Origin of the sequence: Pseudomonas sp. SID14000 (assembly GCF_002165135.1) — a bacterium.
In the GTDB taxonomy this organism is placed as follows: domain Bacteria; phylum Pseudomonadota; class Gammaproteobacteria; order Pseudomonadales; family Pseudomonadaceae; genus Aquipseudomonas.
The window spans coordinates 139,056-151,192 of the sequence record NZ_NFZQ01000005.1; the positions used below are offsets into that span (position 1 = coordinate 139,056).

Here is a 12,137-nt window from a genome sequence, read left to right on the forward strand (position 1 = left end):
TGGAACGGGCCCAAGTATCTGTAGGCCGCATGAATACGATATGACCTGAATATGACAATTGGATGAAAGGCCATCACCGAAAAACAGGTCCGGCCTCTTCGCGGCTAAAGCCGCTCCCACAGGTACGGCATTGCCTTGAAGCCGGTGCGATTCCTGTGGGAGCGGCTTTAGCCGCGAAGAGGCCAGCAGCCTTAACGCTTGTTGGCGAGCAGGTACAGGCCCACGGCCAGACCAACGGTACACAACCCCGCCACATAGTAGGCAGGCGCCATCGGGCTCACTTTCAGCAGCGCGGTCACCACCATCGGCGTCAGCCCGCCAAAGATCGCGTAGGCCACGTTGTACGAGAACGACAGCCCGCTGAAGCGCACCACCGCCGGGAATGCCTTGACCATCACATAAGGCACCGCACCGATTACGCCCACGCACAGGCCGGTCACCGCATACAGCGGGAACAGCAGCTCGGGCCGCGTCGGCAGGCTGTGGTAGAAGGTCCAGGAGGTCGCCAGCAGCAACAGGCTGCCGATAACGAACACCCGGCCCGCGCCGAAGCGGTCGGCCAGGCTGCCAGCGCCGATGCAGCCGAAGCTGAGCAGCACGATGGCCAGGCTGTTGGCCTTGAGCGAGTCAGTGGGGCTGATGTGGTAGATGCTCTGCAGCAGCGCCGGGGTCATCAGGATGAGCACCACGATGGCGGCCGACAGCATCCAGGTCAGCAACATCGACAGGATGATCGCACCGCGATGGTCACGCAACACAGCACGCAACGGCAGCTCCTCGGCCAGCGCCTTGCGCTGCTGCATCTCGGCGAACACCGGGGTTTCGTGCAACCAACGGCGCAGGTACACCGAGAACAGGCCGAACACACCACCGAGCAGGAACGGAATACGCCAGGCGTAATCAGCCACTTCCTGCGCGCTGTAGACACTGTTGATCAGGGTCGCCACCAGCGAGCCAAGCAGGATGCCCGCGGTCAGGCCAGCGGTGAGGGTGCCACAGGCGTAGCCGGTGTTGCGCTCTGGCACGTGCTCGGACACGAATACCCAGGCGCCCGGTACCTCGCCACCGATCGCCGCGCCCTGGATCACACGCATGAGCAGCAGCAGGATCGGCGCCCACATGCCGATCTGTGCATAGGTCGGCAGCAGGCCCATGATCAGCGTTGGCAGGGCCATCATGAAGATGCTCAAGGTGAACATTTTCTTGCGCCCGAGCAGGTCGCCGAAGTGGGCCATGATGATGCCGCCCAGCGGCCGCGCCAGGTAGCCGGCGGCAAAAATGCCGAAGGTTTGCATCAGGCGCAGCCATTCGGGCATGTCGGCCGGGAAGAACAGCTTGCCGACCACCGTGGCGAAAAACACGAAGATGATGAAGTCGTAGAACTCCAGTGCACCACCCAGGGCGGACAGTGAGAGAGTCTTGTAGTCACTGCGGGTCAGCGGCCGCGAAGGCTGCTCGATACTGCTCGGCACGGAAGTCATCGCTCGTTGTTCTCTTTGTGGGCATGCAGGCCGCTTGGCACGCGGCTTCTGGATTGGGAGACAAGCGAAGATAGCAAATAGCCGAGCTACGCCGAAAGCGATACAAAATCCCTACACATATTCATGAATGCGCGGTCGTCGCTGGCCGTTATGCTCTATATACTGGCAGTTCGTAGGAAAAGGTTGCTGCTAGCGTGGGATGTTGTGCGAAAACGCCGGTCATTATGTCAGGCGGTTTCGCAGAGTTTCCCTACGGCCGCCCAGTGAAACGAAATCGGCGTAGTATGTTTCAAGCTGAATCGTTTACCCGGCCTTTGCGCCACACCAACGAAAAGCGTCACGGGTCAGAGGCCCCATCGCATGATTGAGCTCGAACAAGAAGATCCTATCCCGCAAGGTGACCTGGCCTTGCAGATCACCGCACTGCCGCGCGAGACCAATGGGTTTGGCGACATCTTCGGCGGCTGGCTGGTCGCCCAGATGGACCTGGCCGGCACCGCCATGGCCAGCCGTGTCGCCGGCGGCCGCGTGGCCACCGTAGCCATCGACCGCATGGCCTTTCTGGTACCGGTCGCCGTCGGCGCGCAGCTGTCGTTCTATACCCAGACCCTGGAAATCGGCCGCAGCTCGATCCAGATGATGGTCGAAGTGTGGAGCGACGACCCGCTGTCCAGCGAATGGCGCAAGGTCACAGAAGCGGTCTTCGTCTTCGTCGCCATCGACGGCAGTGGCCGCACCCGTTCCGTACCTCGTCGCTGAGCCACGCCAGCGGTAAACTCATTGCATGTGCCCGGGTCCAAGGCCCACTGGCAATCAATGAGATGAATGCAATGGCTACCTTCCAGGTTGTAACCGAGCAACATGGCGAACTCAACTGCTGGCGTATCAGCAGCGACCACGCCGAACTACTGATCGCCCAGCAGGGCGCGCAGATTCTCAGCTACCAGCGCGTTGGCCAGCCACCGCTGCTGTGGCTGAGCGACCAGGCCATCTTCCGTCAGGGCAAATCGGTACGCGCAGGAGTGCCGGTGTGCTGGCCGTGGTTCGGCAACCTGCAACGCAACCCCCAGGCTGTGCAGGCCATGTACCGCGGCGAACAGGCACCCGCTCATGGCCTGGCGCGCGCGCGCGACTGGCAATTGCTGGGTATCGAGGAAGCGGGCGACCGCCTGCGCATCGAATTCGAACTGCCCGAAGCGCAGGGTGACCTGCCTGGCTGGCCTCATGACGTCGAGCTGAAGCTGGTAGTGGAGCTGGGCGAGGACCTGCAACTGAACCTGACCAGCCGCAACATGGGCAATACCCCCGTTACCATCAGCCAGGCCCTGCACAGCTACTTCGCCGTCAGTGACGTGCGCCAGGTGCGGGTCGAAGGGGTTGAGGGGCTGGGCTATATCGAGACCCTGGCTGACTGGGAGCAGCGCCAGCAGCAGGGGCCGCTGGGGTTTGCCGGGGAGACTGACCGGATCTACCTGGCGCCCCCGCAAACCCTGAGCATCGTCGACCCGCATTGGGAGCGGCGCATTACCTTGACCAGTAGTGGATCGCGCTCGGCGGTGATCTGGAACCCTTGGACTGAACGGGCCAAGGAACTGCCGGACATGGCCGATGACGGGTGGCAGCGGATGCTGTGCATCGAGACGGCGAATGTGTGGAATGACCTGGTGGAATTGAAGCCAGGGGGCAGCAGCTCACTGGGGGTCAGGATTGGCTGTGAAATGATCTGAGTTTTGCAGTGCCTGTTCGGGCCCCTTCGCGGGTAAACCCGCTCCCACAGGGTCTCCACAATATTCAGGGTTTGTGGAGACCCTGTGGGAGCGGGTTTACCCGCGAAAGGGCCGGTGCAGGCAATCAGAGGTCTGCGTCTTCCACCACCCTGACCTTCCCCGCATCCAGCGCATAGGCCGCATCGGCCAGGTCATTGCTGACCTTTTCCACTTTCAGCTTGCCGCTGACCCACAGCGGTGTATAGATGTCATCGATCTTCAAGCCCTTCGGGTAGCGCACCAGCACCAGCTGGTTCGGCGGTGGTGGCGGCACATGGATGCACGCGCCCGGGTATGGCACCAGGAAGAACAACGTGCTGTTGCCCTTGGCGTCGCTCTCCAGCGGCACCGGGTAGCCTCCCAGGCGAATGTCCTTGCCGTTCATGGCCGCCACGGTCTTGGTCGAGTACATCACCGCTGGCAGGCCCTTGCCCTGCTTCAGGCCGCCCTTGTCGGTAAAGGTGCCCATGGCTTCCGGCGAGTTGTGGTCGATTTCGGGCATTTGCTCGAGCGCCTGCTGGTCCGACTTGGGCATCAGCTCCAGCCAGTCGGTTTCCGGCAGTTCGGCATGGGCCAAGGTACTGGCCAACAGCAGTGGGATGAGGAAAAAGGCACGCATGGATATGCTCGGCAACTCGAATGAATTGCCGGGCATTCTAACCACTATTTAGCGTTTCTTGATGAATCCGTAGACCACCAGAAGGATCACGGCACCGACCAGCGCGCCAAGGAATCCCGCAGCCTGCCCGGCCTGATAGATACCCAGAGCCTGGCCGCCGTAGGTGGCCAGCAGGGAGCCGGCAATCCCCAGCAGGATGGTCATGATCCAGCCCATGCCGTCGTCGCCCGGTTTGATGAAGCGGGCCAGCAGGCCGACGATAAGGCCGATGAAGATGGTTCCAATGATACCCATGGCAATCCCTCTGCAGTGAAGATGGAACAAGCCAAAGCCTAGACAGCGCTTTGGCTTGTTGCCATTTCAGAGGGCGGGCCGCTGGTAGAAGTTCGATCAGTTGCCGATCAGGGCTTCTACTTCGGCGATCTTGCGCTCGAGGGTGGCCATGTCATGGCAGCGCAGGGTGGCGTGGCCAACCTTGCGACCGGCCTTGAAGGCCTTGCCGTAGTGATGCAGGTGGCAGTCACCGATGGCAACCACCTTGTCCACCGCTGGCACTTCACCAATGAAGTTGAGCATCGCGCTCTCGCCGACCTTGGCGGTCGAGCCCAGCGGCAGGCCGGCGACGGCACGCAGGTGGTTCTCGAACTGGCTGCATTCGGCGCCTTCGATGGTCCAGTGCCCGGAGTTGTGCACGCGCGGGGCGATTTCGTTGGCCTTCAGGCCACCGTCGACTTCGAAGAACTCGAAGGCCATCACGCCCACATAGTCCAGTTGCTCGAGCACGCGGCCCACGTAGTCTTCGGCCAGGGCCTGCAGCGGGTGCGCCTGGCTGGCGACCGACAGGCGCAGGATGCCGCTTTCGTGGGTGTTGTGCACCAGCGGGTAGAAGCGGGTTTCGCCGTCGCGGGCACGCACGGCCACCAGCGACACTTCGCCGGTGAACGGCACGAAACCTTCCAGCAGGCACGGCACGCTGCCCAGCTCGGCAAAGGTACCAACTACGTCTTCAGGCGTGCGCAGCACCTTCTGGCCCTTGCCGTCGTAACCCAGGGTGCGGGTTTTCAGCACGGCCGGCAGGCCGATGCTGGCCACCGCAGCGTCCAGGTCGGCCTGCGAGAGGATGTCGGCGAAGGCCGGGGTAGGGATACCCAGGTCGCGGAACATGCTCTTCTCGAACAGGCGGTCACGGGCGATGCGTAGCGCTTCGGCGCTGGGATACACCGGCACGAATTGCGAGAGGAAGGCCACGGTCTCGGCCGGGACGCTTTCGAACTCGAAGGTGACCAGGTCGACTTCGTCAGCCAGTTGGCGCAGGTGGTCCTGGTCGCCGTAGTCAGCACGCAAGTGCTCGCCCAGCGGCGCGGCGCAGGCGTCCGGCGCCGGGTCGAGGAAGGCGAAGTTCATGCCCAGCGGGGTACCCGCCAGAGCCAGCATGCGGCCCAGCTGGCCGCCACCGATTACACCGATCTTCATGGGTTGAGCCTCAAGCCTGGCGCGGGTCTGGGTTGTCCAGCACGGTGTCGGTCTGTTCCGTGCGGAACTGCTTGAGCGCCGCGTGGTACTGCGGGTACTTGGCGCCGAGGATGCTGGCCGACAGCAGCGCGGCGTTGACCGCACCGGCACGGCCGATGGCCAGGGTGGCTACCGGTACGCCGGCTGGCATCTGCACGATCGACAACAGCGAATCGACACCCGACAGCATCGACGATTGCACCGGCACGCCCAGCACCGGCAGGTGGGTCTTGGCGGCGCACATGCCTGGCAGGTGGGCTGCACCACCGGCACCGGCGATAATCACCTCGATGCCACGGCCCTCAGCCTCCTCGGCATACTGGAACAGCAGATCCGGGGTGCGGTGGGCGGAAACCACCTTCACTTCGTAGGGAATGCCGAGTTTTTCCAGCATATCGGCGGTGTGGCTAAGGGTGGACCAATCGGACTTGGAGCCCATGATCACGCCAACCAGTGCACTCATCGTCGAGCCTCTTCGCTTGTGCGCCCTTGGGCGCGTCAAAAAACAACAAGCCACGCGGGACGACCGGCGTGGCTTGTTTGCTGATCAGGACCGGACGCATCCGGTCGAAAGGCCGCGCAGTATACCGTAAGGTGGTGCGTTTAAGGCACCCCGGCGACCAACTGTCGCCCCTTATTTTTCGGGGCTTTGACTGACTTTTGGGTCAACCATTGCCGCCCCCTCGAGCTTGCGCCACAACAGCCTTACATTGGCCTTGCGCACGAGTGCGCAGCGGTACAGGCGGATTTCCAGCGGCACGTGCCATTGGCTGCCGCCGCAGATCGCCAGCTCGCCTCGCTCCAGTTCACCACGCATCGACAGGCGCGGCACCCAGGCGATGCCCATGCCTTCCAGCGCCATGCTCTTGAGGCTGTCTGCCATGGCGGTTTCATAAACGGTGGTATAGCGCAGGTTGCGCTGGCGCAGCAGCAAGTTGACCGAGCGACCGAGGAAGGCGCCGGCGGTATAGGCCAGCAGCGGCACGCTGCCCTCGCCTTCCAGGTCGAACAACGGCTTGCCGTCGGCATCCACGGCGCACACCGGCAACATTTCAGTGGTGCCCATGTGCAGCGACGGGAAAATTTCGGCATCCATCTGCAGGGCGGCGTCCGGGTCATAGAAAGCCAGCATCAGGTCGCAGCCACCTTCGCGCAAAGCATGCACAGCATCTCCGACGTTGGTCGCAACCAGGCGGGTGGCGATGTTCAACCCGTCGTTGCGCAGCTGGGCCACCCAACGCGGGAAAAAGCCCGACGCCAGGGAGTGTGCTGCGGCCACCTGCACCACCTCACCCTGCCCGCCTTCCAGATGATGCAAATGGCGGAGAATTTCGCTCAACTGGTCGACAACAGTACGTGCCGTGACGAGAAAAAGCTGACCGGCCTCAGTCAGTTCGATCGGCGTGCGGGAACGATTCACCAATTGCAGGCCCAAGGCCGCTTCCAGGCTACGAATGCGCCGGCTGAAGGCCGGTTGGGTGACGAAACGCCGCTCTGCCGCCTGGGAAAAACTGCGGGTGGCAGCCAGTGCGCTGAAGTCTTCCAGCCATTTGCTTTCAAGGTTCACGAAGCACATCTCCTGGCGTGCACCAAAATGGAACACGCTCAAATGTCAATTGGCGTCACATGAAACACTATGCCGTTTGTGCATAGGTTAGCGTGCAACAGCATTGGCCGCAAAATCACCTTCAGGCCTAGGATTGGCGCCATTCCGGCATGTGCCGGGTCAAAATCGAGATGATATACATCATGTCTTCTGCTGCATCGTTCCGCGTCGAAAAAGATTTGTTGGGTACCCTTGAAGTTCCTGCAGATGCCTACTACGGCATCCAGACCCTGCGCGCTGCCAACAACTTCCACCTCTCCGGTGTTCCGCTGTCGCACTACCCGAAGCTGGTCGTGGCCCTGGCCATGGTCAAGCAGGCTGCTGCCGACGCCAACCGTGAGCTGGGTCACCTGAGCGATGCCAAGCACGCTGCCATCACCGCAGCCTGCGCCCGCCTGATCAAAGGCGATTACCACGACCAGTTCGTGGTGGACATGATCCAGGGCGGTGCTGGTACTTCCACCAACATGAACGCCAACGAAGTCATTGCCAACGTCGCGCTGGAGGCCATGGGCCACCAGAAGGGTGAGTACCAGTACCTGCACCCGAACAACGACGTGAACATGGCGCAGTCGACCAACGACGCCTACCCGACGGCCATCCGCCTGGGCCTGCTGCTGGGCCACGACGCCCTGCTGGCCAGCCTCGACAGCCTGATCCAGGCCTTCGCTGCCAAGGGTAAAGAGTTCGACCACGTACTGAAGATGGGCCGTACCCAGCTGCAGGACGCCGTACCGATGACCCTGGGCCAGGAATTCCGCGCCTTCGCCACCACCATGACCGAAGACCTGCAGCGCCTGCGCTCGCTGGCCCCGGAACTGCTGACCGAAATCAACCTGGGCGGTACCGCCATCGGTACCGGCATCAACGCCGACCCTGGCTACCAGGCCCTGGCCGTACAGCGCCTGGCTGCCATCAGCGGCCAGCCGCTGGTACCGGCTGCCGACCTGATCGAAGCCACCTCCGACATGGGCGCCTTCGTGCTGTTCTCCGGCATGCTCAAGCGTACCGCAGTCAAGCTGTCGAAGATCTGCAACGACCTGCGCCTGCTGTCCAGCGGCCCGCGCACCGGTATCAACGAGATCAACCTGCCAGCGCGTCAACCAGGCAGCTCGATCATGCCAGGCAAGGTCAACCCGGTAATCCCGGAAGCCGTCAACCAAGTGGCCTTCGCCATCATGGGCAACGACCTGGCCCTGACCGTCGCCGCCGAAGGTGGTCAGCTGCAGCTGAACGTGATGGAGCCGTTGATCGCCTACAAGATCTTCGACTCGATCCGCCTGCTTCAGCGCGCCATGGATATGCTGCGCGAACACTGCATCGTCGGTATCACTGCCAACGAACAGCGCTGCCGTGAACTGGTCGAACACTCGATCGGCCTGGTCACTGCCCTGAACCCGTACATCGGCTACGAAAACGCCACCCGTATCGCCCGCGTTGCCCTGGAAACCGGCCGCGGCGTACTGGAACTGGTACGCGAAGAGAAGCTGCTGGACGACGCTATGCTCGACGACATCCTGCGTCCGGAAAACATGATCGCTCCTCGTCTGGTTCCGCTGAAGGCGTAACCAGGCCGCTGTAAACAGTCTCACCAGGTCGAGGGACTAGACACCTCTCAACCTTTCCAAGGCCCGAGCCTATGCTTCGGGCCTTTTTTTTTGCCTGAAGGATTTTGCGGCCGCTCAGAGGCTGTGGTTTCCCTTGGACCGCACATATCGGCACACAACTTGCTCCATAATGCGTCCCAGCCCAACGGGACTACCCAGCATGCTGCACAGCCACCTGACCACCCTGAACGCGGTTTCGCTGATCCTCAACGTCTTCCAGGCAGACGGTTGCGAGGCGTCGGTGCTGCTGGCCGGTAGCGGCATAGGCCCGGCAGACCTGGGTCATGCCGATGCGCGCATCACCACCCAGCAGGAACTGCAGGTGTGCGCCAACGCCGTTGCCCGACGCGAGGATATCGGCCTGGAACTGGGCCGGCGCATGCATGTGTCGTGCTACGGCATGCTCGGTTACGCCCTGCTCTCCAGTGCCACTTTGGGTGACGCCTTGCGCCTGGCGCTCCAGTATCCGGCACTGCTGGGAACAGTCTTCAAGCTGCGTTTGCTCAACGACGGCCAACGCGTCTGGTTCCGCGCCAGCGATTACCGCGACAGCCCGGCGCTGACCGCCTTCAACGCCGAGTTCTGCCTGGTGTCGCTGAAGGTCATCTGCGACGACCTGCTTGGCCGCCCACTGCCTCTGCTGGGCGCCCGTTTCGAGCACCCCCGGCCGGGCTACCATGAGCTCTATGCCGGGGCATTCCAGTGCCCGGTCGGTTTCGACGCCGAGGACAATGCATTTGCCTTCGAGCGACGCTGGCTGGACACACCTCTACCGCTGGCCGATCCGATTACCCAAAAGGCCATGAGCGAACGCTGCCGGCGCCTGAACCTGGAGTTCACCGGCCGCCAGGCCTGGCTGGGGCGGATCCGCCAACTGCTGGCGCAGCAACTGGATGCAGCGCCCGGGCTGGAAGGGCTGGCGCGGCAGATGAACTGCTCATCGCGTACCCTGCGCCGGCATTTGCAGGCGTTAGGCAGCAGTTATCAACAGCTGCTGGATGAACTGAGGTTCGAGCGGGCCAAGCAGTTGCTGGCTGATGAGCAGATGCCGATCTATCGGATTGCCGAGTGCCTGGGGTTTAGCGAGACCGCCAGTTTTCGGCATGCCTTCCAGCGTTGGAGTGGCGTCGCGCCCAGTCACTTCCGCGGTTGACCTGTACCGGCCCTTTCGCGGGTGAACCCGCTCCCACAGGGATTGCACCCACTCAGGTGCAGCACTGTACCTGTGGGAGCGGGTTCACCCGCGAAAGGGCCGGTACAGGCCTTCAACAATCCAGCCAAAGAGCTTGGCCACATCGATCCCCTTTTGGCCGTTTGCGTCGTTCTCCCCTACTGGCGTCCCCCTGAAAATGGGCCCACGCCAGTGTCCAAGGGAGAACAACAATGCTGACGATCTATTCCGATGACCACCGCCTGCACCATGGCCGCTGCGAGCTGATTGACGGCAAGCTGATGCCCTGCTTCGAAATGCCGTCCCGCGCCGACCATGTGCTCGACCAGGTAAAAAAGCGCAACCTCGGCGACATCCAGGGCCCCACCGACTTCGGCCGCGCACCGTTGCTGCGCATCCACAGCGCCGACTACCTGGACTTTTTCGAAGGCGCCTGGGCGCGCTGGGCCGCAATGGGCCAGGAAGGCGACCTGCTGCCTTTCACCTGGCCCGCACGTACCCTGCGCCAGGTAAAACCCACCGGCCTGCACGGTGAACTGGGCTACTACAGCTTCGATGCTGGCGCACCAATCACCGCCGGAACCTGGCAGGCCGCCTACAGCGCCGCCCAAGTCGCCCTCACCGCCCAGGCGGCGATCCAGCAAGGCGCCCATTCGGCCTTTGCCCTGTGCCGCCCGCCAGGGCACCACGCCGCTGGCGAAGTCATGGGCGGCTACTGCTACCTGAACAACGCCGCCATAGCCGCCCAGGCCTTCCTCGACCAGGGCCGGCGCAAGGTCGCCATCCTCGACGTCGACTACCACCACGGCAACGGCACCCAGGACATCTTCTACCACCGCAACGATGTGTTGTTCGCCTCGATCCACGGCGACCCGCGCGACGAGTTTCCGTTCTTCCTCGGCTATGCCGACGAAACCGGCGAGGATGCCGGCGAGGGCTGCAATATCAACTACCCACTGCCGGCCGGAAGCGACTGGGCCGCCTGGAGCGCCGCGCTGGAGGACGCCTGCCAGCGCATCGCCGCCTATGACGCCGACGTGCTGGTGATCTCGCTGGGTGTGGATACTTTCAAGGACGACCCGATCTCGCAGTTCAAGCTGGAAAGCCCGGACTATCTGGAAATGGGCAAGCGCATCGCCCAGCTCGGCAAGCCGACCCTGTTCGTGATGGAAGGCGGCTACGCTGTGGAAGGAATCGGCATCAATGCGGTCAATGTGCTGGAAGGCTTCCAGCGCGCCCAGCCAGGAGCCCGGTAATGGTCCGACTCAAACGTCTGCTCGCCCCGTTCATCGCCGCCACCCTGTTCACCGGCGCCCTGCAGGCCCAGGCCGAACAGCGCACCCTGCGGGTGTACAACTGGTTCGACTACATCACCCCGCAAACCCTCACCGAGTTCCAGAAAGGCAGCGGGGTGAAGCTGGTCTATGACATCTTCGACACCAACGAGGCGCTGGAAGCCAAGCTGCTGACCGGCAACTCCGGCTATGACGTGGTGGTGCCGTCCAACGTGTTCCTCGCCAAGCAGATCGAAGCGGGGGTGTTCCAGCCACTGGACCGCAGCAAGATACCGAACTGGCAGCACCTGGACCCGGCGCTGATGAAGCTGATCGAGGCCAACGACCCCGGCAACAAGTTTGCCGTGCCCTACATGTACGGCACCGTGCTGATCGGCTTCAACCCGGCCAAGGTCAAGGCTGCACTTGGCGACAATGCCCCGGTGGACAGCTGGGACTTGATCTTCAAGGAAGAGAATATCGCCAAGCTCAAACAGTGCGGCGTAGCCTTGCTCGACTCGCCGTCGGAGATCATGCCGCTGGCGTTGCAGTACCTGGGCTTGCCACCGAACAGCGACAAACCGGCTGATTACAAGGAAGCCGAAGCGCTGATGCTGAAGATTCGCCCACACATCACCTACTTCCATTCTTCGAAGTACATGGCCGACATCGCCAACGGCGATATCTGCGTGGCCGTGGGCTACAGCGGCAGCTTCTCGCAGGCCGCCAACCGCGCCCGCGAAGCGAAGAATGGCGTGGTGGTGGACATGCGCCTGCCCAAGGAAGGTGCGCCAATCTGGTTCGACATGCTGGCAATCCCGAAGAACGCGGCCAACCCGGAAGATGCCCATGCATTTATCAACTACCTGCTGCAGCCCGAGGTGATTGCGCCCATCAGTGACTTTGTCGGTTACCCGAACCCGAACAAGGATGCGACCGACAAGGTGAGCCCGGCGATTCGCAACAACCCCAACCTGTACCCGACGGCAGAGGCGATGGCCAAGCTGTATACCCTCAAGCCCCTGGCACGGGATGCCGAGCGGGCGCGAACCCGGGCCTGGACGCGGATCAAGTCCGGAACCTGAGTCGCCTGCTTCGCAA

At 62.6% G+C, this 12,137-nt stretch carries 12 protein-coding genes; 6 read left to right on the forward strand and 6 right to left on the reverse strand.

What is annotated here, in order from left to right; translation table 11 throughout:
* Window positions 1-191: 191 nt before the first annotated feature.
* Window positions 192-1,481 carry an MFS transporter gene (locus CAY82_RS09260; protein WP_087500939.1) on the reverse strand — a complete coding sequence of 430 codons (1,290 nt, stop codon included), beginning with the start codon at window positions 1,479-1,481 and terminating at the stop codon, window positions 192-194.
* 360 nt (window positions 1,482-1,841) lie between these two features.
* Between CAY82_RS09260 and CAY82_RS09265 the strand changes: the two genes are divergently transcribed.
* Window positions 1,842-2,240, forward strand: coding sequence for an acyl-CoA thioesterase (locus CAY82_RS09265; RefSeq protein WP_003253317.1), 399 nt, complete (start codon window positions 1,842-1,844; stop codon window positions 2,238-2,240).
* Between the two features lie 71 nt (window positions 2,241-2,311).
* Entirely contained in the window at window positions 2,312-3,208 is an 897-nt protein-coding gene (locus tag CAY82_RS09270; protein WP_087500940.1) for a D-hexose-6-phosphate mutarotase, read from the forward strand.
* Window positions 3,209-3,332: 124 nt separating this feature from the next.
* Here the strand turns inward: CAY82_RS09270 and CAY82_RS09275 are convergent, their stop codons facing one another.
* The 5 genes from CAY82_RS09275 to CAY82_RS09295 all read right to left on the reverse strand — a co-directional run bounded on the left by CAY82_RS09275 (window position 3,333) and on the right by CAY82_RS09295 (window position 6,945).
* Window positions 3,333-3,902: a DUF3299 domain-containing protein gene (locus CAY82_RS09275; protein WP_170931058.1), complete on the reverse strand. Its 570-nt coding sequence runs from the start codon at window positions 3,900-3,902 to the stop codon at window positions 3,333-3,335.
* A 12-nt stretch (window positions 3,903-3,914) separates the two neighbouring features.
* A complete protein-coding gene (locus CAY82_RS09280; protein ID WP_087500941.1) occupies window positions 3,915-4,160 on the reverse strand; it encodes a GlsB/YeaQ/YmgE family stress response membrane protein in 246 nt (81 codons plus the stop codon).
* 96 nt (window positions 4,161-4,256) lie between these two features.
* Window positions 4,257-5,339 carry a 5-(carboxyamino)imidazole ribonucleotide synthase gene (locus CAY82_RS09285; RefSeq protein WP_087500942.1) on the reverse strand — a complete coding sequence of 361 codons (1,083 nt, stop codon included), beginning with the start codon at window positions 5,337-5,339 and terminating at the stop codon, window positions 4,257-4,259.
* A gap of 10 nt (window positions 5,340-5,349) precedes the next feature.
* Window positions 5,350-5,841, reverse strand: a complete 492-nt coding sequence (gene purE / locus CAY82_RS09290; protein WP_003253304.1) for a 5-(carboxyamino)imidazole ribonucleotide mutase — start codon at window positions 5,839-5,841, stop codon at window positions 5,350-5,352.
* A gap of 171 nt (window positions 5,842-6,012) precedes the next feature.
* A complete protein-coding gene (locus CAY82_RS09295; protein ID WP_161797629.1) occupies window positions 6,013-6,945 on the reverse strand; it encodes a LysR substrate-binding domain-containing protein in 933 nt (310 codons plus the stop codon).
* 182 nt (window positions 6,946-7,127) lie between these two features.
* On the opposite strand from CAY82_RS09295, the gene aspA reads away from it, so the two are divergent.
* The 4 genes from aspA to CAY82_RS09315 all read left to right on the forward strand — a co-directional run bounded on the left by aspA (window position 7,128) and on the right by CAY82_RS09315 (window position 12,121).
* On the forward strand, window positions 7,128-8,552 hold the full coding sequence (aspA, locus tag CAY82_RS09300) for an aspartate ammonia-lyase (protein ID WP_003260072.1): 1,425 nt from the start codon (window positions 7,128-7,130) through the stop codon (window positions 8,550-8,552).
* Window positions 8,553-8,751: 199 nt separating this feature from the next.
* Window positions 8,752-9,744 carry an AraC family transcriptional regulator gene (locus CAY82_RS09305; protein ID WP_087500943.1) on the forward strand — a complete coding sequence of 331 codons (993 nt, stop codon included), beginning with the start codon at window positions 8,752-8,754 and terminating at the stop codon, window positions 9,742-9,744.
* Window positions 9,745-9,974: 230 nt separating this feature from the next.
* A complete protein-coding gene (locus tag CAY82_RS09310; protein ID WP_087500944.1) occupies window positions 9,975-11,018 on the forward strand; it encodes a histone deacetylase family protein in 1,044 nt (347 codons plus the stop codon).
* Window positions 11,018-12,121, forward strand: coding sequence for a polyamine ABC transporter substrate-binding protein (locus tag CAY82_RS09315; RefSeq protein WP_087500945.1), 1,104 nt, complete (start codon window positions 11,018-11,020; stop codon window positions 12,119-12,121). The genes CAY82_RS09310 and CAY82_RS09315 overlap by 1 nt, the downstream gene beginning before the upstream one ends.
* The last annotated feature ends 16 nt before the right edge of the window (window positions 12,122-12,137 follow it).

Coding starts and splice junctions, on each gene's coding strand:
- purE (WP_003253304.1), bottom strand. CDS start 5,841: ATGAGTGCACTGGTTGGCGTGATCATGGGCTCCAAGTCCGATTGGTCC.
- CAY82_RS09275 (WP_170931058.1), bottom strand. CDS start 3,902: ATGCCCGGCAATTCATTCGAGTTGCCGAGCATATCCATGCGTGCCTTT.
- CAY82_RS09265 (WP_003253317.1), top strand. CDS start 1,842: ATGATTGAGCTCGAACAAGAAGATCCTATCCCGCAAGGTGACCTGGCC.
- CAY82_RS09310 (WP_087500944.1), top strand. CDS start 9,975: ATGCTGACGATCTATTCCGATGACCACCGCCTGCACCATGGCCGCTGC.
- CAY82_RS09285 (WP_087500942.1), bottom strand. CDS start 5,339: ATGAAGATCGGTGTAATCGGTGGCGGCCAGCTGGGCCGCATGCTGGCT.
- CAY82_RS09260 (WP_087500939.1), bottom strand. CDS start 1,481: ATGACTTCCGTGCCGAGCAGTATCGAGCAGCCTTCGCGGCCGCTGACC.
- CAY82_RS09315 (WP_087500945.1), top strand. CDS start 11,018: ATGGTCCGACTCAAACGTCTGCTCGCCCCGTTCATCGCCGCCACCCTG.
- CAY82_RS09280 (WP_087500941.1), bottom strand. CDS start 4,160: ATGGGTATCATTGGAACCATCTTCATCGGCCTTATCGTCGGCCTGCTG.
- CAY82_RS09305 (WP_087500943.1), top strand. CDS start 8,752: ATGCTGCACAGCCACCTGACCACCCTGAACGCGGTTTCGCTGATCCTC.
- CAY82_RS09270 (WP_087500940.1), top strand. CDS start 2,312: ATGGCTACCTTCCAGGTTGTAACCGAGCAACATGGCGAACTCAACTGC.
- aspA (WP_003260072.1), top strand. CDS start 7,128: ATGTCTTCTGCTGCATCGTTCCGCGTCGAAAAAGATTTGTTGGGTACC.